Here is a 20,595-nt window from a genome sequence, read left to right as displayed (position 1 = left end):
CACCCCGTCGGCCGGACGTGGCCGCACGCCACGAAACGGAGCCATAAAACAAAACGGGCACCCTTGCGGGCGCCCGTTCTGCGGTGATGCCAGGCCTTGCGGCGTGGGATCAGGCTTCGGCGACGACGACGACCTTGACGGTGGTCTCGACGTCGGCGTGCAGGTGGATCAGCACGTCGTACTCGCCGATGTTGCGGAAGGCACCTTCGCCCAGGATGACTTCGCTCTTGCTGACCGGCAGGCCGGCAGCGGTGAAGGCATCGGCGATTTCGCGGGCGCCGACCGAGCCGTACAGCTTGCCTTCGGTCGAAGCGTTGGCCGGGATGGTCACGCTCGCGCCGTCCAGCTTGGCCTTGCGGGCGTCAGCGTCGGCGTGGATGGCCTGGGCCTTGGCTTCGTATTCGGCGCGCTTGGCTTCGAACTCGGCCTTGTTGCTCTCGGTGGCCGGAACGGCCTTGCCCTGCGGCACGAGGAAGTTACGGCCGTAGCCCGGCTTCACGTCGACCAGGTCGCCCAGGTTGCCGAGGTTGGTGACTTTCTGCAGGAGGATCAGCTGCATGGTATTGCTCCAGATGAGTTATTCGTTAGCGAGGCGATGCCCCGCAACAAAGGCTGTCCGAATAGCTGGCACAGCGGGGGCGGCGCCGGGCCGCCCCGCCGGGCATCAGACGTCGTGGTTGTCGGTGTACGGGATCAGGGCCAGGAAGCGAGCGCGCTTGACGGCGGTCGCCAGCTGGCGCTGGTACTTCGACTTGGTACCGGTGACGCGGCTCGGCACGATCTTGCCGTTCTCGGTCAGGTACTGGCGCAGGGTGTTGAGATCCTTGTAGTCGATCTCCTTCACACCTTCAGCCGTGAACTTGCAGAACTTGCGGCGACGGAAGAACTTGGACATGGGAAGGCTCCTTAGGCGGCGGAAGCGGCGTCGTCGCCGGCTTCGTTGTCAGCGGTGGTGGTGGACTCGCCTTCTTCGTCGTCACGACGACGGCGCTCACCGCGCTCCGGCTTGTCACCCTTCTCGTCCTTGCTCTTCATGATCAGCGACTGCTCGGTGTCAGCCTCGTCACGCTTGATGACCAGGTTGCGCAGCACGGCGTCGTTGAAGCGGAAGCTTTCGGTCAGTTCGTTCAGAACGGCCTGGTCGGCTTCGATGTTCATCAGCACGTAGTGGGCCTTCACCAGGTTCTGGATCGGGTACGCCAGCTGGCGGCGGCCCCAGTCTTCCAGACGGTGGATGGTGCCGTTGCCGTTCTCGACCAGCGACTTGTAGCGCTCGATCATGGCCGGGACCTGCTCGCTCTGGTCCGGGTGGACCATGAACACGATTTCGTAATGACGACTCATGTTTTTTTCTACCTTTCGGATGTGGCCTTGCGGCCGGACAGCCCCCCGCCGTTGAGACCGCGGTGGGGCAAGGATTCCCGCCGGGGAGGCAGGAAGCCGCGCATTATGCGGCAAGCGGCGCCACCGGGCAACCGGGCGCAGACCGGGCAACCTGAACGGGAGCGCCGGCCCATGTCCGGCATGTGCTCATTCCAGATCGACGTGAAGACGATGCTGGCCGCATTCCAGGCATTGGAACAGGCAGCCGACCATCATCCCGTCCCGGCTCAGATGCTCCAGCACCCAGTCGGCGTCGCGCGGATTGACCGCCGCCACGTCCGGCCGGACCTGGTCGAGGATCGGCAGCAGATCGTCGCTGCCGGCGTAGCCGAGGAAGGCGCAGGGCCGTTCGCAATGGCTCAACCAGACCGATTGCTGCCAGGAGGAGTAGCCCGGGGTGCGCTCGCAGACCTCCAGCAGCAGCTCACGGGCGATGGTCGGCGGCGGATCAGCCGGATCCGGGGATACCCCCTCGATATCGCTCCAGCCGGTGAACTCCCCCTCGTAACTGGCCGCAGCCCTGCCATCGGCGATACACCAGGGGCACAGGTAATCCGGGCGCAGGCGGGTGTAGAACGGTCCGCGATAGCGCAGTGCGCGCGCCTGGCCGCAGCAGTCGCAGATCCCCTCGACCTCTTCGAAGGAGAGCTCGTAGGCGTTGGGGTGATAGGTGAAAAGCGGTCGTTCCATCCGTGGGATCCCTGCCGAGCCCAGCGTGCCGACCAAGGTCGGCGCCCACCAGAGCGCGCCTGGTCAGCGCCGGGCCATGCCCGGTGGCGGGCCCTCAGGCCTTGTCGGCGTCGGTGGTGAAGCTCTCGCCGCAGCCACACTCGGCGGTGGCGTTCGGGTTGCTGAACGTGAAGGTCTCGCTCAGGCCGTGCTTGCCGAAGTCGATCACGGTGCCGTCCACCAGGGCCAGGCTCTTGGCGTCGACGTAGATCTTCACGCCCTCCTGCTCGAACACCGTGTCGCCCTCGCGCTCTTCGCGGGCCAGGTCGGTCACGTGGCCCCAGCCGGAGCAGCCGGTCTTGGTCACGCCGAAACGCAGGCCCAGCGCGCCGGGGGTCTGGGCGACGAAGCGCTGCACGCGCTCAAAGGCAATGGGGGTCAGGCTGACGGCCATGGGGCTACTCCAGAGGTACGGGGACATTATAAGGAGCCGTTGCCACGAAAAATGCCTCGCAAGCAGAACGCTGCAACCGGTAAACTCCCGTGTTCACAGATCGAGTCGATCAGCAGAGGATTCAAGTCATGACGGTGGTCAGCGTTGAACATGCGCTTGCCGGGAAGATCCCGGAAGGCGGCGAAGTCACGGTACGCGGATGGGTGCGCACGGTGCGCGGTTCAGCGAATCTGGCCTTCGTGAATGTGAGCGACGGCTCCTGCTTCGCCCCGATCCAGGTCGTGGCCGGCGACAGCCTGGCCAACTTCGATGAGATCAAGCGCCTGACCAGCGGCTGCTCGGTCATCGCCACCGGCACGCTGGTGAAGTCGCAGGGCAAGGGCCAGTCGTTCGAGATCCAGGCCAGCACGCTGGACGTGGTCGGCTGGGTCGAAGACCCGCTCACCTACCCGATCCAGCCCAAGCCGATGTCGCCGGAGTTCCTGCGCGAAGTGGCGCACCTGCGTCCGCGCACCAACCTGTTCGGCGCGGTCACCCGCATCCGCAACTGCCTGGCCCAGGCCGTGCACCGCTTCTTCCACGAGAACGGCTTCAACTGGATCAGCACCCCGATCATCACCACCTCCGACGCCGAAGGCGCCGGGCAGATGTTCCGTGTGTCCACCCTGGACATGGTGAACCTGCCGCGTGACGAGAAGGGCGCGATCGATTTCAGCCGCGACTTCTTCGGCAAGGAAACCTTCCTGACCGTGTCCGGCCAGCTGAACGTCGAGGCTTACTGCCTGGCGCTGAGCAAGGTCTACACCTTCGGCCCGACCTTCCGCGCCGAGAACAGCCACACCACCCGCCACCTGGCGGAGTTCTGGATGATCGAGCCGGAAATCGCCTTCGCCGACCTGGCCGAAGACGCGCGCCTGGCCGAAGAGTTCCTGAAGTACCTGTTCCGCGCAGTGCTGAACGAACGCAGCGACGACCTGGCCTTCATTGCCGAGCGCGTGGACAAGAACGCGATCACCAAGCTGGAAGACTTCATCAACGCACCGTTCGAGCGCATCGACTACACCGACGCGGTCAGCCTGCTGCAGAAGTCCGGCAGGAAGTTCGACTTCCCGGTCGAATGGGGCCTGGACCTGCAGACCGAGCACGAGCGCTGGCTGACCGAGGAACACGTCGGCCGCCCGGTGGTGGTGACCAACTATCCGGAGCACATCAAGGCCTTCTACATGCGCCTGAACGACGACGGCAAGACCGTTGCCGCGATGGACGTGCTGGCCCCGGGCATCGGCGAGATCATCGGCGGCAGCCAGCGCGAAGAGCGCCTGGACGTGCTGGACGCGCGCATGGCCCAGTTCGGCCTGGATCGCGAGCACTACAGTTGGTACCGCGATTTCCGCCGCTATGGTTCGGTGCCGCACGCCGGCTTCGGCCTGGGCTTCGAACGCCTGGTGGTGTACGTCTGCGGGCTGTCCAACATCCGCGATGCGATCCCCTACCCGCGCGCGCCGGGCAGCGCGGACTTCTAAGCCCCACACGACCACGGAGGTACCGCCCCATGACCCTGTTCTTCGCCCTCTGTTTCGTCGGCGTTGCAGTGGCCGGGTTCAGTGCCTTCGTGATCTTCTGGCCGCTGACCCTGGTGCACGTGCGCGACCGCCATCCGGCGCTCGCCGCGCGCTTCGGCAGCGGCGCCTTCCTCAAGCCCGATGCCCTGGCCTGGCTGCTGCGACGCGACTATCGGCAGCAACCGGACCGCTCGCTGTCCGGGCTGGCGACACCGGCCTGGGTATCGCTGCTGACCCTGCTGTCCGGACTGGGCATGGCCGCCCTGCTCTGGCTGGCCTCGCTCTGGTAATACGCTCATGAATGACATCACCGCCTCGCGCGACAGCTGGTGGCTGGCCAGCCTCGGCAACACCCTCATCTGGGCGCGCCTGCGCGTTCGCCCGGCCGGCACTGCCGAAGTGCTCGACAGCGATGGCAACACGCTGAGCTACGACAGCGAAGACACCGCCCGTTCGCAGTTGTTCGACGCCGAGTTCGTCGAGTACGACGGCCTGGACGAGGAGGACGCACTGGTGCGCGGCTTCAGCCTGCACGAAGTGCAGCCGCCGCAGGCCGACAGCGACGAGGGCCTGCGTGGCCGCATGATCCAGTCACTCGGCGGGCGCGCCTGACCCCTGCATGTTCACCCCGCGCGCCTTCGCCGAGACCGACCTGCTCTGGCTGGACCGCCTGCTGGCGCGCGACCCGTTCGTTACCGTGCTCACCCCCGGCAGCGATGGCCTGCCGGAGCTGACCCGGATGCCGGTGCTGTACCGGCGTGACGGCGACCAGATCGAACTGCGCGGCCACTGGGCCCGCGCCAACCCGCAGTCGCGCCACAGCGGCGCGGCCAAGGTGCTGGTCGATGGACCGCACGGTTACGTCTCGGCCAGCTGGTATCCGGACAAGGAGCCTGCCGCGCGGGTACCGACCTGGAACTACGCTGCTGCCGAGCTGCGTGGCCAGCTGCAGACCTTCGACGATGCCGGCGCGCTGGCGGAGCTGGTCGGCGCGATCAGCGACCGCTTCGAAGCCAGCGTCGGCCAGGCCTGGCAGTTCGATGCCACGCGTGCCGAACATGGCCCGGAGCTGCGCGCCATCGTCGGCTTCCGTTTCCAGGTCGAACATGTGCAGATGAAGCTCAAGCTGAGCCAGAACCATCCCGACGCCAACCAGCGTGCGGTGATCGCCGAACTGGAACAGCTGGGCACCCCCTCTTCCACCGAGTTGGCGCAGTGGATGCGCTGGCACCGCGAACAGGCCGCCCGCAGCGACTGAACGCCGCAGATTCCCGCGACGACGCAGCCGGACGGCTGCGGCGCGCCCCCACCCGACGCCAGGGACCCGAACATGAAAGACATCCACAAGCTGCTGCAGAACAACCGCGACTGGGCCGACCGGATCGAGAAGGAAGACCCCGAGTTCTTCCACCAGCTGGCCAAGCAGCAGCACCCGGAATACCTGTGGATCGGCTGCTCCGATTCGCGCGTGCCGGCCAACCAGATCATCGGCATGGCCCCGGGCGAAGTGTTCGTGCACCGCAACGTCGCCAACGTGGTCGCGCACACCGACCTGAACTGCCTGAGCGTGGTGCAGTACGCGGTGGACCAGCTGAAGGTGAAACACATCCTGATCGTTGGCCACTACGGCTGCGGCGGTGTGCATGCCTGCCTGCACAACACCCGCGTCGGCCTGGCCGACAACTGGCTGCGCCACGTCGGTGACGTGATGCAGAAGCACACCGGCATCCTCGATGCGATCGAGACCGATGAGCTCAAGCACGCGCGCCTGTGCGAACTGAACGTGATCGAGCAGGTGGCCAACCTGTGCCGCTCGACCATCGTGCAGGATGCGTGGGCCCGCGGCCAGAAGCTGATGGTGCATGGCTGGGTCTACAGCCTGAAGGACGGACGCGTGCGCGAGATGGGCATCGACGTCGGTTCGCAGGAAGAGCTGCAGCCTGCATATGAAAAGGCCCTGTCCTACATCCCGCGCAAGGGCAAGCGCGACTGATCCCTTACGGATGACCATCATGCTCGCTTCGCCGATCAACCTGCACGCCTGGATCGAAGAGAACCGCCACCTGCTGAAGCCGCCGGTGGGCAACAAGATGATCGACAACGGCGATTTCATCGTGATGGTGGTCGGCGGGCCGAATTCGCGCACCGACTATCACTACGACGAAGGCCCCGAGTGGTTCTACCAGCTCGAAGGCGAGATGGTGCTGAAGGTGCAGGAAGACGGCGCGGTGCGCGACATCCCGATCCGCGCCGGCGAGATCTTCCTGCTGCCGGCAAAGGTTCCACACTCGCCGCGGCGCCCGCCCGGTGGCATCGGCCTGGTGGTCGAGCGCAAGCGCCTGCCGCACGAGATGGACGGCGTGATCTGGCACTGCGAGCGCTGCAACCACAAGCTGCACGAAGAGTTCTTCCCGCTGCAGAACATCGAGACCGACCTGCCCAAGGTGTTTGCGCGCTACCACGCCAGCCTGGAGCTGCGTACCTGCAGCCAGTGCGGGCACGTGGATCCGCTGCCGGCGCCGGCGGCGGGCTGAGCCCCTCGAACGGTAGTCGCCCACCTTGGTGGGCGCTTGCTCGCTCCCGCCCTGGTAGATGCCCACCTTGGTGGGCGCTTTCTTGTACGTGCGCCAACCAAGGTTGGCGACTACCGGATCACACGGCGCTGGTGCCGGGCCGGCTGCTACCGGGCCATGCCCCAGGCGCTACACTGGCGGTCCCGTTGCAGCCTGTTGCCCGACCATGTCCGACCTGCTCAGCCGCACCCACGCCATCGCCCTGGACGCCGCCGATCCGCTGCGCCCGCTGCGCAGTGAATTCCTGATTCCGCGCCATGAGGGCGGCGAGCAGACCTACTTCGTGGGCAACTCGCTGGGCCTGCAGCCGCGCGGCGCGCAGGCAGCGGTGCAGGAAGTGATGAAGCAGTGGGGCGAACTGGCGGTGGAAGGCCACTTCACCGGCCCGACGCAATGGCTGTCCTACCACCGCCTGGTGAGCGCGCAGCTGGCCCGCGTGGTTGGCGCGCTGCCCAGCGAAGTGGTGGCGATGAACACGCTGAGCGTAAACCTGCACCTGATGATGGTCAGCTTCTACCGGCCGACCACGCAGCGCCCGGTGATCCTGATGGAAGCCGGCGCGTTCCCGACCGATCGCCACGCGGTGGAAGCCCAGATCCGCTTCCATGGCTTCGACCCGGCCGAGTGCCTGGTGGAAGTGCAGCCGGACGAAGCCAACGGCACGATTTCACTGAACGCCATCGAGCGCGCCATGACCGAACACGGCCCGCGCCTGGCGCTGGTGCTGTGGCCTGGCGTGCAGTACCGCACCGGCCAGGCCTTCGACCTCGATGCGATCACCCGCGCCGCCCGCCTGCAGGGCGCACGCATCGGCTTCGACCTGGCGCACTCGGTCGGCAACCTGCCGCTGCGCCTGCATGACGTGGCCCCCGATTTCGCCGTGTGGTGCCATTACAAGTACCTCAACAGCGGCCCGGGCGCAGTGGCTGGCGCCTTCGTGCACGAGCGCCACCACCGCGATACCACCCTGCCGCGCTTTGCTGGCTGGTGGGGCCATGAGGAAGCCACCCGTTTCCAGATGGCGCCGCAGTTCACCCCGGCCATCGGCGCCGAGGGTTGGCAGCTGAGCAATCCACCGATCCTCGGCCTGGCACCGCTGCGTGCCTCGCTGGACCTGTTCGAACGTGCCGGCATGGAGGCGCTGCGCAGCAAATCGCTGGCGCTCACCGGCATGCTCGAAGCACTGGTGCGCGCGCGCCTGCCGCAGGTGCTGGACATCATCACCCCGGCCGATCCGCAGCGCCGCGGCTGCCAGTTGTCGCTGCGCGTGATCGGTGGCCGCGAGCGTGGCCGCGCACTGTTCGAGCACCTGCGCGGCATCGGTGTGCTCGGCGACTGGCGCGAACCCGACGTGATCCGCATCTCGCCCACCCCGCTCTACAACCGCTACCTGGACGTGCACCACTTCGTCGAGGAAGTGGAAGCCTGGGCCGGCCTTTGAGCCGGTCCCTCCCCTGCTGCTGGACAGTTCGTTGATCGCACATGCTTCCCGCTCGTTGAGCATTATCGGTGCCGGCCTGGCCGGGTCCCTGCTGGCCATCCTGCTGTCGCGGCAAGGCTGGCGCATCACCCTGTACGAACGCCGCGGTGATCCGCGCGTGGCTGATTACGAGAGTGGCCGCTCGATCAACCTGGCATTGGCCGAGCGTGGGCGCAATGCGCTGCGCCAGGCGGGTGTGGAGGACGAAGTGATGGCACGCGCGGTGATGATGCGCGGCCGCATGGTGCACCCCCGCGACGGCGAACCGCAGCTGCAGCGCTATGGCCGTGATGACAGCGAAGTGATCTGGTCGATCCACCGCAGCGATCTGAACACCACGTTGCTGGAACTGGCCGAGCAGGCCGGCGCCACCGTGCACTTCCATCGGCGCCTGCACACCGTTGATTTCGACGCCGGTTACGCGCGTTTCATCGATGACCGCGACGACAGCCCGCACGACATCCGCTTCGACACCCTGATCGGTGCCGACGGCGCCGGTTCGGCCCTGCGCGCAGCGATGAACCGCCGTGCCCCGCTGGGCGAGGACATCGCCTTCCTCGACCACTCCTACAAGGAGCTGGAGATCCCTCCGGCCGCCGACGGCAGCTTCCGCATCGAGCGCAATGCGCTGCACATCTGGCCACGTGGCCATTACATGTGCATCGCCCTGCCCAACCACGAAGGCACCTTCACCGTCACCCTGTTCCTGCCCAACCAGGGCGATCCCAGCTTCGCCACGGTCAACACCGGCGCGCAGGCCGAGGCGCTGTTCGCGCGGGAGTTCGCCGACACCCTGCCGCTGATCCCGAACCTGCGCGCGGACTGGGAACAGCACCCGCCGGGGCTGCTCGGCACGCTCACCCTGGAGCGCTGGCACCAGCACGGTCGCGCCGTACTGATCGGTGATGCCGCGCATGCGATGGTGCCGTTCCACGGCCAGGGCATGAACTGCGCGTTCGAGGACTGCGTTGCGCTGGCCCGCCACCTGATGGAAGCGGATGACCTGGAAGGCGCGTTCGCCGCGTTCGAAGCCGAGCGCAAGCCGAATGCACGTGCCATCCAGCAGATGGCGCTGGAGAACTACCTGGAGATGCGCGACCGTGTCGCCGATCCTGCGTTCCTGCTGCAGCGCGAACTGGAGCAGGAACTGCAGCGGCGCTGGCCGACCCGCTTCGTGCCGCACTACACGATGGTCACCTTCCTGCACACACCGTACGCCGAGGCGCTGCGCCGCACCGAACTGCAACGCGACATGCTGGTGGCCGCCACCACCGGTCACGATTCACTGGACAACATCGACTGGGCCGCGCTGGAAGCGCAGATCCACGCGCAGCTGCCGGTCCTGGAGGGCGCGCACTGATGGCCGACAGCTTCCTGTTCTACGACCTGGAAACCTTCGGCCAGGACCCGCGGCGCACGCGCATCTCGCAGTACGCCGCGATCCGTACCGATGCCGACCTCAACGAGATCGATACGCCGGTCAGCTTCTTCGTGCGCCCGGCCGATGACCTGCTGCCCTCGCCGATGGCCACCCTGGTTACCGGCATCACCCCGCAGCAGGCCCTGGCCGAGGGCATCAGCGAGGCCGAGGCCTTCGACCGCATCAACGAACAGCTGTCGCGCCCCGGCACCTGCGCGCTGGGCTATAACACGCTGCGCTTTGACGATGAATTCGTCCGCTACGGGCTGTTCCGCAATTTCCACGACCCGTACGAGCGCGAGTGGCGCAACGGCAATTCGCGCTGGGACCTGCTGGACATGCTGCGCCTGATGCGCGCGATGCGCCCGGACGGCATCCAGTGGCCGCTGCGCGAGGACGGCGCCACCTCGTTCAAGCTCGAGCACCTGGCCGAGGCCAACAACGTGCGCGAGGGCGATGCGCACGAAGCGCTGTCCGACGTACGTGCCACCATCGGCATGGCACGCCTGTTCAAGCAGTCGCAGCCGCGCCTGTGGGAGTACGCGCTGAAGCTGCGTGACAAGCGCTTCGTCGGCGGCCTGCTGGACGTGGCCGCGATGAAGCCGGTACTGCACATTTCCATGCGCTACCCGGCCAGTCGCCTGTGCGCGGCGCCAGTACTGCCGCTGGCCGTGCACCCCATCATCAACAACCGGGTGATCGTGTTCGACCTGGAAGGCGAGATCGACGACCTGCTGGAACTGCCGGCCGAGGTGATCGCACAGCGCCTTTACCTGCGCGCCAGCGAGCTGCCCGAAGGCGTGGCGCGGGTGCCGCTGAAGGAAGTGCATCTGAACAAGGTGCCAGCGCTGATCGCCTGGAACCACCTGCGCGCCGATGACCACGCGCGCCTCGGCCTGGACGTGGCCGCGATCGAGGCCAAGGTGGAACGGCTGCGCGCGTTCGCCCCGCAGCTGGCCGAGAAGGCGCGCCAGGTCTACAACCAGCCCCGCGTCGCCACCGTGGCCGACGTCGATGCCTCGCTGTACGACGGTTTCCTCGGCAACGGCGACAAACCGCTGCTTGCGCTGGCACGCACCACCGCGCCCGAGCAGCTGGCCGCGCTGGAAGGCCGTTTCCGCGACCCGCGCCTGCCGGAGCTGCTGTTCCGCTACCGCGCGCGCAACCACCCCGACAGCCTCGCGCCGGCGGAACGCCAGCGCTGGCAGGATTACCGCCGCCAGCGCCTGCTCGGCGACGGCGGGCTGGGCGAACTCAACCTGCCCCAGTACCAGCAGCAGCTCGATGCACTGGCCGCCGAAGCGCCCGACGATGCGCGGCGCCAGGCCCTGCTGCAATCGCTGCGCGACTGGGGCCAGCACCTGCGGGAGACACTGTGAGCACCTACTTCTCGGACGCCAGTTTCAGGTTCCTGCGCAGCCTGGCGCGGCACAACGACAAGGCCTGGTTCAACGACCACCGCCAGCAGTATGAAGACCACGTACGGCAGCCGTTCCTGCGCCTGCTGGGCGACCTGCAACCGGCCCTGGCCGAGGTCAGCGAACACTTCCGTGCCGATACGCGCGGCGTCGGCGGCTCGCTGTTCCGCATCCACCGCGACGCGCGCTTCTCCAACGACAAGTCACCGTACAAGACTTGGCAGGGCGCACGCCTGTTCCATGAGCGCCGCCGTGAAGTAGCCGCGCCTTCGTTCTACGTGCACCTGCAGCCGGGCGAGAGCTTCGTCGGTGCCGGCCTGTGGCATCCGGAACCGGAAACCCAGCGCCGCGTGCGCCACTTCATCCTCGACAACCCGGGCAGCTGGAAGGCCGCCGCGCACGCACCGGGCCTGCGCAAGCGCTTCGATTTCGAGGAGAGCGAAAAGCTGGTGCGTCCGCCGCGTGGCTTCCCCGCCGACTTCGAGTTCATCGACGACCTCAAGCACCGCAACTGGGTGATGTGGCGCTCGCTGGACGACGCCACCATGACCGGTCCGCGCCTGCTGTCCACGCTGGGCAAGGATCTGGCCGCGCTCGGCCCGTTCGTCGACTACCTGTGCGCGGCGCTGGACCTGGAATTCTGATGCCATTGGCACAGCAACGCCGCACGCTGGGCCGCACCGGCCTGGCGGTTTCGCCGGTGGGCCTGGGCTGTTCCGGCTTCTGGGGGCATCGCCGATTCCCGGAACAATCGGCCGCGAACGTGGTCGAGCATGCACTGGCACAGGGCGTGAACCTGTTGGACACCGGCCACAACTACTCCGGTTTCCACGCCGAGCCGCGGCTGGGCCGCATCCTGCGCCCGTTGCTGAAACAATACCCACGCGACGCGCTGGTGATTTCCAGCAAGGGGGGCACGCTGACCGGCCAGGCCGGCGTCAGCGGCGCCGAGCAACGCAATTTCTCGCCGGCAGCCATCATCGCCAGCTGCGAGGCTTCGCTGCGCAATCTCGGCCTGGATCACCTGGACATCTACCAGTTGCATGGCGCCAGCGAGCACGACATCAACGACGACCTGCTGGCCGCGCTGCAGCGCCTGCGCGAACGCGGGTTGATCCGGCACACCGGCATCAACACCCACTCGGCCTCGACCCTGCGCTGGATGATCGCCCATCCCGACGCCTTCGATGTGGTGCTGCTGGACTACAACGCCCTGCAGCAGGACCGCGAACCGCTGATCGACCAGTTGCAGGCGGTGGGCATCGGCGTGCTGGCCGGGACCGTGCTGGCGCAGGGCCACCTGCTGCCCGCCCGCCCGCGCCTGCCACGGCTGGCCGATGGCTGGTACTTGGCGCGCGCCTGGCTGAAGCCCAGCAGCCGCCAGCTGATGCGCAGTGCCCGCCAGATGCGCCGGGCAGTGGCCGCGATCCGCAGCCAACGCCCGGCCCAGACCGCCTTCGCCTATGCGCTGGGCCATCCCGGCGTGGCCAGCGGCATCCTTGGCACCACCCGCACCCGCAGCCTCGACGAGGTGCTGGCGACGCGGCTGGAAGCGCTGACCCCGGCCGAACGGCAACAGCTGGTCGATGCCTTCGGTGACGGCCGTGGCTCGCCCAGTCATTGAGTCTTCACCCGGCACTGCCGCCATTGCGGCAGTCTGGTCGGCATGAAGAAACTCACCGCACTCATTGTGCTGCTGGTCCTGGCCGTCGCCGCCTGGTGGTTCGGCGGCCCCTACATGACCGTCAATGGCCTGTCCAAGGCCATCGAGCAGCGCGACACCGCCCGACTGGAGCGTTACGTCGACTTCCCGCGCGTGCGCAGCAGCCTGCGTGCGCAGCTCAACGACTACCTGGTGCGCCAGGCCGGCCCCGACGTGGCATCCAGCCCGTTCGGCGCCCTGCTCTATGGGCTGGGCGACCAGCTTGGCGGTGCCGCAGTGGAGACCATGGTGACCCCGACCGGGATCGGCGCGATGCTGCAGGGCCACGTGCTGTGGAAGCGTGGCCGCAATGAACTGCAGGGCGGCGATGCCTTCGGTGCGACCGAACCGGCGCGGCCGCTGAAGCATGCCGAGCATCATTTCGAGGCACTGGACCGATTCGTGATCGACGTCGATCGCGGCCCCGGCCAGCCACCGTTGAAGGTGGTGCTGGAGCCGCAGGGCCTGCGCTGGAAGGTGGTGGACCTGCAGCTGGGAATGTCGGGCAGCCCTTGATCGGACCCGTGGCCTGACGGCAGCGCCAACCAAGGTTGGCAACTACCGGGGCATGTGGCTCTGGTAGATGCCCACCTTGGTGGGCATGTCGCTGTGGTAGATGCCCACCTTGGTGGGCATGGGTCCTAGGCAGTGCCAACCAACGGTTGGCACCTACCGGTCGAGTCCGCCCTACCCCTCGTTGGCGACGCCGTGCGGCACGTGGCCGGCGGCCACATGCTCGCGGGCGCTGTCGATGTTGTGCTGCGAATCGTCGAAGAAGATGTCGGCACCGAAGGCCTGCAGGAACGGGCCCTTGTGACGGCCGCCCAGGAACAGTGCCTCGTCCAGGCGCACGCCCCACTCGCGCAGGGTGCGGATCACCCGCTCATGCGCCGGTGCCGAACGCGCGGTCACGAGCGCGGTACGGATCGGCGCGCTCTCGCCGGCCGGGAACACTTCCTGCAGCGTATGCAGGGCCGACAGGAAGCCACGGAAGGGACCGCCGCTGAGCGGCTCGCGGGCGCGCTCGCGCTCGTGGCGGCCAAACGCTTCCACGCCCTGCTCGCGCGAGATGCGCTCGCTCTCGTCACCGAAGATCACCGCGTCACCATCGAAGGCGATGCGCAGCTGGCCGGCCGGGCGACCAGTATCGATCTGGTCGGCGGCTGCCGCAGCGGTCTCGCCCGGCGGCTTGGGCAGGATGGTTGCCGCCGCGATGCCATGACGCAGCGCGCTGCGCACCGATTCGGGGTTGGCCGACAGGAACAGGTCGGTACCGAACGGCTTCACGTACGGCCAGGTCGGCTCGCCGGCGGTGAAGGTCGCGCGGATGATGCCCAGCCCATAGTGCTGGATCGAATTGAAGATGCGCAGGCCGGTATCGGCCGAGTTGCGCGAAAGCAGGATCACCTCGACCCGCGGGTTCTCCGGGCTGGCGCCCTGGTTCAGCGCCAGCAGCTTGCGCACCACCGGGAAGGCCACGCCGGGGCCGAGGATATCGTCCTCGTGCTGGCGCTGGAATTCGGCGTAGGCCGCCACGCCATCACTTTCGAACAGCGCATGGCTTTCCTCGAGGTCGAACAGCGCGCGCGAGGTCACCGCGACGGTCAGCAAGCGGGGGGAGTTGTCGCCCATCGGTGGGGGTCCTTCAAGCGGTCGGCGGGGCCGGCCGCCCATTGTCCTCAAAAAACGAACTGTTCGCTCAGGATCCTGTCTTCCAGGTTGTGCTCCGGGTCGAACAGCAGGGTCACGCGGCGGTCCTTCGACTCGCGGATGGTCACCTCGACCACGTCGCGGGTCTCGTGCGAATCCGCCGTGACGCTGACCGGGCGCTTGTACGGATCGAGCACGCGGAAGCGCACCTCGGTATCGGCCTTGAGGATCGCCCCGCGCCAGCGACGCGGCCGGTACGGGGCCAACGGCGTCAGCGCGATGGTGTGCGAGCCCAGCGGCAATACCGGGCCATGCGCGGAATAGTTGTAGGCGGTGCTGCCCGCCGGGGTGGCCACCAGCACGCCGTCACCGATCAGCTCGGCCACGCGTTCCTGGCCGTTGAGGTCGATGCCGATATGCGCGGCCTGCCGGGTCTGGCGCAGCAGCGAGACATCGTTGTAGGCCAGCGAACCGGTACTGGTGCCCGACTCGGTCAGCGCCACCATTTCCAGCGGGCGCAGGTTGGCCGGTTCGGCACGCGCAATGCGGGCCTGCACGTCGTCGTCGCCGCGGTACTGGTTCATCAGGAAGCCGACGGTGCCCAGCTTCATGCCGAACACCGGCTTGCCCAGGTGCCCATGCCGGTGCAGGGTCTGCAGCATGAAGCCGTCGCCCCCCAGCGGACACAGCACGTCGGCCTGCTCCGGCGCGTGATCGCCATAACGCGAGACCATCGCGGCGCGGGCCATCTGTGCAGGTTCGGTGGCGCTGGCCAGGAAAGCGATGCGGGGGGTGTCGCTCATCGGTGGATCCGGGTGGGTGTGCCAGCAAGAGCATACCCGGTAGTGCCGGCCGCTGGCCGGCAGCTGCACCCGATTGTGGTCCGCGCGGTTGCCGGCCAGCGGCCGGCACTACCCGGCAATGCAGAACGGCCCCGCTTTCGCGGGGCCGTTCCTCCAACTGCTGCAGATCAGGAGCCCCCCCTGAGTCAGGGGGGCGCGCCAACGGCGCGGGGGTCTGGGAGCATGGTTGGCATGGGGCCCACGGTTTGCAGAGCAAACCGTGGGGCGTCAGCGCGAATGCGCTTACGCACCATGCGCGGCCAGCTGACCCAGGCGCTGCACCGCGACCGAAACGGTCGGGTAGTCCAGGGTCTTCTGCTCGGCCAGTTCGGCCAGCATTGCCAGGGTGAAGCGCAGGCTGCTGTCGTCGCGCCCCATCCAGGCCGCCACCTTTGCTTCGGCACTGCTGCCCTTGGTACCCAGCACCTGGCCCGCCAGGTTGCGGTGGTTGGCGGCCAGCTCGTCACGCAGCACGCCACGTGCCACCGCGTGCCAACGGCCATTGACCTCCAGCGCATCGACCTGCTCGAACAGCCACGGCAGCTGCAGGGCATCGCCCAGGCGGAAGTGGACCTTGGACACGTCCACCGGCTTCAGCTTGCGGGTACGGGCCAGTTCGATGATGTCGAACGCCGGCTCCAGGAAGTGCAGTTCGGCCAGCTGCTGCGCCAGCGCGGACGGCAGGCCCTTTTCCTTCCACTCGGCCACCAGGGCTTCGTAGGTCGGACGCTGCGAATCCGGCAGCACACCCGAGGCAACGCGGATGTCGTTGAACGGGCCCTGGTAGCGGTTGACCGCTTCGGTGATGCCGGGCATCGCGCCGGGGCGCGACAGCAGCCAGCGCACGAACGAGCGCTGCAGCTTCCAGATCACTTCCAAGGCGTCGATCTGCACCGACTCCGACACCTTGCCGTCGAGGGCATCGATCTGCGCCCACAGCGCGCGTGCATCCAGCGTTTCACGGCTGATCGTGTAGGCCTTGGCGACCTCGGCGATGGAACGGCCGGTGTCTTCCTGCATGCGCATCAGGAAGGTGGCGCCCATGCGGTTGATGGTCTGGTTGGTCACGGCCGTGGCGATGATTTCGCGCTTCAGGCGGTGACGCTCCATTGCGTCGGCATACTTCTTCTGCAGCGGGGTCGGGAAGTAGCGCTGCAGTTCCTTGGACAGGTACGGATCTTCCGGGATGTCCGAATCCAGCAGCTGGGCGAATGCCACCAGCTTGGAGTAGGACAGCAGCACCGACAGTTCCGGACGGGTCAGGCCCTGGCCGCGCGCCTTGCGCTGCGACAGCTCGGCATCGGACGGCAGGAACTCGATCTGGCGATCAAGCAGGCCCTGCTGTTCCAGGGTACGGATGAAGTGCTGCTTGGAACCCAGGCGCTTGACCGCCATCCGCTCCATCAGGCTCAGCGCCTGGTTCTGGCGGTAGTTGTCGTTGAGCACCAGCTCGGCGACTTCATCGGTCATCGAGGCCAGCAGCTTGTTGCGCTGCTCGACGGTCAGCTTCTTGGCCCGCACCACATCGTTGAGCAGGATCTTGATGTTGACTTCATGGTCGGAGGTGTCGACACCGGCCGAGTTGTCGATGAAGTCGGTGTTGAGCAGCACGCCGGCCTGCGCGGCTTCGATGCGGCCCAGCTGGGTCATGCCCAGGTTGCCGCCCTCGCCCACCACCTTGCAGCGCAGCTCGCCACCGTTCACGCGCAGCGCGTTGTTGGCACGGTCGCCGACATCGCTGTGCTGCTCGCTGGCGGCCTTGACGTAGGTACCGATGCCGCCGTTCCACAGCAGGTCGACCGGTGCCTTCAGGATCGCGCTCATCAGCTCGTTCGGCGACAGCGCCTTGACGTTCTCGTCCAGGCCCAGCGCTTCACGCACCTGCGGGGTGATCTCGATCGACTTCAGGCTGCGCGGGTACACGCCGCCGCCCTTGCTGATCAGCTTGGCATCGTAGTCCGCCCAGCTCGAACGCGGCACGGTGAACAGGCGCTCACGTTCGACGAACGTGGTGGCCGCGTCCGGGTTCGGGTCCAGGAAGATGTGGCGGTGATCGAACGCAGCCACCAGGCGGATGTGGCGCGACAGCAGCATGCCGTTGCCGAACACGTCGCCGGACATGTCGCCGACGCCGACCGCGGTGAAGTCCTGGCTCTGGCTGTCACGGCCCAGCGCACGGAAGTGGCGCTTGACCGACTCCCACGCACCGCGTGCGGTGATGCCCATGCCCTTGTGGTCGTAACCGACCGAACCACCGGAGGCGAACGCATCGCCCATCCAGAAGCCGTGCGCGATGGCCAGGCCGTTGGCGATGTCGGAGAAGGTCGCAGTGCCCTTGTCGGCGGCCACCACCAGGTACGGATCGTCCATGTCGTGGCGCACGACATCCACCGGCGGCACGATCTTGTTGTTGACGATGTTGTCGGTGATATCCAGCAGGCCCTGGATGAACAGCTTGTAGCAGGCCACGCCGTTGGCGAAGATCGCATCACGGTCGCCGTTCACCGGCGGGGTCTTGGCGAAGAAGCCGCCCTTCGCGCCGACCGGCACGATGACGGTGTTCTTGACCATCTGTGCCTTGACCAGGCCCAGCACTTCGGTACGGAAGTCTTCGCGACGGTCCGACCAGCGCAGGCCACCACGGGCGACCGCGCCGAAGCGCAGGTGGGTACCTTCCACGCGCGGGCCGTAGACGAAGATCTCGCGGTACGGGCGCGGCTTCGGCAGGTCCGGCACCAGCGCCGAATCGAACTTGAAGCTGATGACATGGCCGTGCTGGCCGTTGGCATCGATCTGGTAGTAGCTGGTACGCAGGGTCGCGTCGATCACGCCCATGAACGAGCGCAGGATGCGGTCCTCGTCCAGGCTGGACACGCGGTCCATCAGCTTCAGCAGCGCATCGCGCGCGGCCTGCATCTGCGCGTCGCGGTCACCCTTGCGGGCGTCGACCACGGTCTTGAGCACCTTCAGGGTGGCATCGTCACCGGCAGCCAGCACGTCGAAGTGGGCCTTCAGCTGGGCCTGGCCGGCGGCGATGTCGTCCTTGCTCTCGTGGCCGGTGGCCGGATCGAAGCGGGCTTCGAACAGCTCGACCAGCAGGCGGGCCAGCAGCGGGTAGCGCGCGAAGGTGCCTTCCACGTAGGCTTGGGAGAACGGCACGCCGGTCTGCAGCAGGTACTTGCAGTAGCCGCGCAGCATGGCCACCTGGCGCCAGTGCAGGCCGGCAGCCAGCACCAGGCGGTTGAAGCCGTCGTTCTCGGCATCGCCGTGCCAGACGCGGGCGAAGGTCTCGCCGAAGGCTTCATCGACACTGGCGGCATCGATCGCGCCGGCGGTCGACTCGACCTCGAAGTCCTGCACGTACACCGGGGCGTTGTCGACCGACAGGCGGTACGGACGCTCGGCGATCACGCGCAGGCCCATGTTTTCCATCATCGGCAGCGCGTCCGACAGCGGAATGTCGTCAAGCTGGCGATACAGCTTCAGGCGCAGGCCATCACCGCTTTCGCGCGGCACGGCCTGCAGGCTCAGGCGCAGGTCGTCCGGGCCGGTCAGGGCGTCGAGCTGGCTGACATCGTTGGCGGCAACCGCGGTGCTGTTGTCTTCGATGTAGCCGGCCGGCAGCGCCTTGCCGATACGGGCGGCGATGCGCAGGCCTTCGGTCTCGCCGTGGCGGGCCACCAGCGCTTCGCGCAGGTCGTCCTGCCAGTTGCGCAGCACCTGGGCCAGCTTCTGCTCCAGTTCGGCGGTATCGACGTCGAGCATCTCACCCGGCTTCGGGCGCACGATCAGGTGCACCTGGGCCAGCGGCGATTCGCCCAGCACCACCGAGCTGTCGACGTACTCGCCGTGCAGCGCGTCCTTCAGCATCGCTTCGATGCGCAGGCGCACGTCGGTGTTGAAGCGCTCACGCGGCAGGTAGACCAGCGCGGAGATGAAACGGCTGTACTTGTCGCGGCGCAGGAACAGGCGGCTGCGCACGCGCTCCTGCAGGCCCAGCACGCCCATCGCGGTGCGGAACAGTTCGTCCTCGCTGGACTGGAACAGTTCTTCGCGCGGCAGGGTTTCCAGGATGTGGCGCAGGGCCTTGCCACTGTGGCTGGCCGGGGCCAGGCCCGACTGCTTCATCACGTGCTCGTGGCGCTGGCGCACCAGCGGGATTTCCCACGGGCGGCGGTTGTAGGCGCTGGAGGTGAACAGGCCGAGGAAGCGCTGCTCGCCGATGATCTTGCCCTTGGCGTCGAATTCCAGCACGCCGATGTAATCCATGTAGCCAGCGCGATGCACGCGCGAACGGGCATTGGTCTTGGTCAGGATCAGCGCATCCTTCAGACCGGACGTGGTGTTCAGGCCCTGCGCGGCCAGGGTCTTGACCGGACGGGCGGCGGACTTGTCCTTGCCGCGCATCAGGCCCAGGCCGGTGTCGTTCAGCGGCGCCAGCACCTCTTCCTTGCCCTGCTTCTCGACGCGGTATTCGCGGTAGCCGAAGAAGGTGAAGTGGTTGTCGGCGGCCCAGCGCAGGAACTCCTGTGCTTCCTTGCGCGATGCGTCGTCGACCGGCAGCTGGCGGCTGCCGAGGTCGTCGGCCAGCGCCAGTGCCTTGTCCTTCATCGGCTGCCAGTCGCGCACGATCGCACGCACTTCGTCCAGCGCCTTGTTGATGGCCTGTTCGATGGCAGCCATGGCGTCGGCCGGCTGGCGGTCGATCTCCAGCAGCATCACCGACTCGGCATCGCCCTCGCCGACCTTGACCAGCTTGCCGGCCTTGTCGCGGGTGAAGCGGAGCACCGGGTGGCCCAGCACGTGGACACCCACGCCCTGCTCGGCCAGCGACATGGTGACGGTATCCACCAGGAACGGCATGTCGTCGTTGACGATCTGCAGCACGGTGTGCGGCGATTCCCAACCGTTGGCCTTCGCAGTCGGATTGAACACGCGGACGTTGGCCTTGCCGGCCTTGCGGGCACGGGCGAATTCCAGCGTCTCAGCCGCGAGCGCGGCCCACTCTTCAGCGCTGTGGTGCGGGAACTCGTCCGATTCCATGCGCTTGTAGAAGTCAGTGGCGAAGGCCACCGCTTCGGCCTGTGCGGCCGCGGGGTAGCGCTTGCGCAAGGCCGTGTACACCGGCTCCAGGGAGAAACCAGCGGTCACTGCGACCTCCGACTCTGCTGGTTTCGTCTTGTTTTTCACGGTCTTGGCTGCGGTTTTTTGCGGTTTCATGGCAGAGCGATGCGCTTGCTCAGTTGGGAAAATGAAATTGTAGCCCTACCGCACGAAAAGGCCTTGCTGCAGGACGGAATAAGCAGATTCGGGTTTGCTGCGGTTTAGACGCCTATTCAGTTCGCTCCGGTATGGAGCTGGCGCCTGCTTCAGCAGTGCCGACAGGATCGGCAAAGCGTGTTACCGAAAGACACACGCGGCGACGCCGATTCGATTCCACAA

Annotated in this window: 20 protein-coding genes; 12 read left to right on the top strand and 8 right to left on the bottom strand. The window is 67.1% G+C overall.

All coding sequences use genetic code 11. The annotated features are described in order from the left end of the window. Positions 1 to 109: 109 nt before the first annotated feature. From rplI to ACUVWL_RS04010, 5 genes are all read right to left on the bottom strand, one after another. Positions 110 to 559: a 50S ribosomal protein L9 gene (gene rplI, locus ACUVWL_RS04030; protein ID WP_014647660.1), complete on the bottom strand. Its 450-nt coding sequence runs from the start codon at positions 557 to 559 to the stop codon at positions 110 to 112. Between the two features lie 105 nt (positions 560 to 664). Further along, the gene (rpsR, locus tag ACUVWL_RS04025; protein ID WP_002804494.1) at positions 665 to 895 is read right to left on the bottom strand and encodes a 30S ribosomal protein S18; all 231 of its coding nucleotides are present in this window, start codon (positions 893 to 895) and stop codon (positions 665 to 667) included. An 11-nt stretch (positions 896 to 906) separates the two neighbouring features. Beyond that, positions 907 to 1,344: a 30S ribosomal protein S6 gene (rpsF, locus tag ACUVWL_RS04020; RefSeq protein WP_006452997.1), complete on the bottom strand. Its 438-nt coding sequence runs from the start codon at positions 1,342 to 1,344 to the stop codon at positions 907 to 909. Positions 1,345 to 1,530: 186 nt separating this feature from the next. After that, positions 1,531 to 2,073, bottom strand: coding sequence for a CbrC family protein (locus ACUVWL_RS04015; protein ID WP_046431540.1), 543 nt, complete (start codon positions 2,071 to 2,073; stop codon positions 1,531 to 1,533). 94 nt (positions 2,074 to 2,167) lie between these two features. Next, positions 2,168 to 2,506 (bottom strand): HesB/IscA family protein, encoded by a 339-nt coding sequence (locus ACUVWL_RS04010; RefSeq protein ID WP_046431542.1) that lies wholly within the window; start codon positions 2,504 to 2,506, stop codon positions 2,168 to 2,170. Between the two features lie 128 nt (positions 2,507 to 2,634). Here ACUVWL_RS04010 and asnS point away from each other — a divergent pair, with 128 nt between their 5' ends. The 12 genes from asnS to ACUVWL_RS03950 all read left to right on the top strand — a co-directional run bounded on the left by asnS (position 2,635) and on the right by ACUVWL_RS03950 (position 13,177). Further along, positions 2,635 to 4,029: an asparagine--tRNA ligase gene (asnS, locus tag ACUVWL_RS04005; RefSeq protein ID WP_111207034.1), complete on the top strand. Its 1,395-nt coding sequence runs from the start codon at positions 2,635 to 2,637 to the stop codon at positions 4,027 to 4,029. Between the two features lie 29 nt (positions 4,030 to 4,058). Next, positions 4,059 to 4,358: a hypothetical protein gene (locus ACUVWL_RS04000; protein WP_049408582.1), complete on the top strand. Its 300-nt coding sequence runs from the start codon at positions 4,059 to 4,061 to the stop codon at positions 4,356 to 4,358. A 7-nt stretch (positions 4,359 to 4,365) separates the two neighbouring features. After that, entirely contained in the window at positions 4,366 to 4,680 is a 315-nt protein-coding gene (locus tag ACUVWL_RS03995; protein ID WP_006453002.1) for a hypothetical protein, read from the top strand. Positions 4,681 to 4,687: 7 nt separating this feature from the next. Next, the gene (locus ACUVWL_RS03990) at positions 4,688 to 5,326 is read left to right on the top strand and encodes an FMN-binding negative transcriptional regulator (protein WP_014647665.1); all 639 of its coding nucleotides are present in this window, start codon (positions 4,688 to 4,690) and stop codon (positions 5,324 to 5,326) included. A gap of 72 nt (positions 5,327 to 5,398) precedes the next feature. Then, the gene (gene can / locus ACUVWL_RS03985; protein WP_010480460.1) at positions 5,399 to 6,061 is read left to right on the top strand and encodes a carbonate dehydratase; all 663 of its coding nucleotides are present in this window, start codon (positions 5,399 to 5,401) and stop codon (positions 6,059 to 6,061) included. A gap of 19 nt (positions 6,062 to 6,080) precedes the next feature. Next, a complete protein-coding gene (locus ACUVWL_RS03980) occupies positions 6,081 to 6,602 on the top strand; it encodes a 3-hydroxyanthranilate 3,4-dioxygenase (protein WP_126411140.1) in 522 nt (173 codons plus the stop codon). Positions 6,603 to 6,807: 205 nt separating this feature from the next. Next, the gene (kynU, locus tag ACUVWL_RS03975; protein ID WP_014647667.1) at positions 6,808 to 8,082 is read left to right on the top strand and encodes a kynureninase; all 1,275 of its coding nucleotides are present in this window, start codon (positions 6,808 to 6,810) and stop codon (positions 8,080 to 8,082) included. Between the two features lie 31 nt (positions 8,083 to 8,113). Continuing rightward, positions 8,114 to 9,481, top strand: a complete 1,368-nt coding sequence (locus ACUVWL_RS03970) for an FAD-dependent oxidoreductase (RefSeq protein WP_014647668.1) — start codon at positions 8,114 to 8,116, stop codon at positions 9,479 to 9,481. Continuing rightward, the gene (gene sbcB, locus ACUVWL_RS03965; RefSeq protein ID WP_445978835.1) at positions 9,481 to 10,920 is read left to right on the top strand and encodes an exodeoxyribonuclease I; all 1,440 of its coding nucleotides are present in this window, start codon (positions 9,481 to 9,483) and stop codon (positions 10,918 to 10,920) included. Before ACUVWL_RS03970 ends, sbcB begins: the two co-directional genes overlap by 1 nt. Continuing rightward, positions 10,917 to 11,603 (top strand): DUF2461 domain-containing protein, encoded by a 687-nt coding sequence (locus tag ACUVWL_RS03960; protein WP_032962055.1) that lies wholly within the window; start codon positions 10,917 to 10,919, stop codon positions 11,601 to 11,603. Before sbcB ends, ACUVWL_RS03960 begins: the two co-directional genes overlap by 4 nt. After that, positions 11,603 to 12,583: an aldo/keto reductase gene (locus tag ACUVWL_RS03955; RefSeq protein ID WP_014647671.1), complete on the top strand. Its 981-nt coding sequence runs from the start codon at positions 11,603 to 11,605 to the stop codon at positions 12,581 to 12,583. Before ACUVWL_RS03960 ends, ACUVWL_RS03955 begins: the two co-directional genes overlap by 1 nt. A 42-nt stretch (positions 12,584 to 12,625) precedes the next feature. After that, a complete protein-coding gene (locus ACUVWL_RS03950; protein WP_014647672.1) occupies positions 12,626 to 13,177 on the top strand; it encodes a DUF2939 domain-containing protein in 552 nt (183 codons plus the stop codon). 171 nt (positions 13,178 to 13,348) lie between these two features. Here ACUVWL_RS03950 and ACUVWL_RS03945 read toward each other — a convergent pair whose 3' ends face one another. The 3 genes from ACUVWL_RS03945 to ACUVWL_RS03935 all read right to left on the bottom strand — a co-directional run bounded on the left by ACUVWL_RS03945 (position 13,349) and on the right by ACUVWL_RS03935 (position 20,373). Then, positions 13,349 to 14,293, bottom strand: a complete 945-nt coding sequence (locus ACUVWL_RS03945) for a 5'-nucleotidase (RefSeq protein ID WP_005410242.1) — start codon at positions 14,291 to 14,293, stop codon at positions 13,349 to 13,351. Between the two features lie 47 nt (positions 14,294 to 14,340). Then, on the bottom strand, positions 14,341 to 15,114 hold the full coding sequence (locus ACUVWL_RS03940; RefSeq protein ID WP_032962058.1) for an NAD kinase: 774 nt from the start codon (positions 15,112 to 15,114) through the stop codon (positions 14,341 to 14,343). A gap of 282 nt (positions 15,115 to 15,396) precedes the next feature. Further along, positions 15,397 to 20,373: an NAD-glutamate dehydrogenase gene (locus ACUVWL_RS03935; RefSeq protein WP_445978834.1), complete on the bottom strand. Its 4,977-nt coding sequence runs from the start codon at positions 20,371 to 20,373 to the stop codon at positions 15,397 to 15,399. Positions 20,374 to 20,595 lie beyond the last annotated feature (222 nt).

The sequence above is a fragment of the Stenotrophomonas muris genome, from assembly GCF_052751275.1.
The sequence above is the reverse complement of the archived record's forward strand: the minus strand, read 5'-3'. Positions and strand labels throughout refer to the sequence as shown.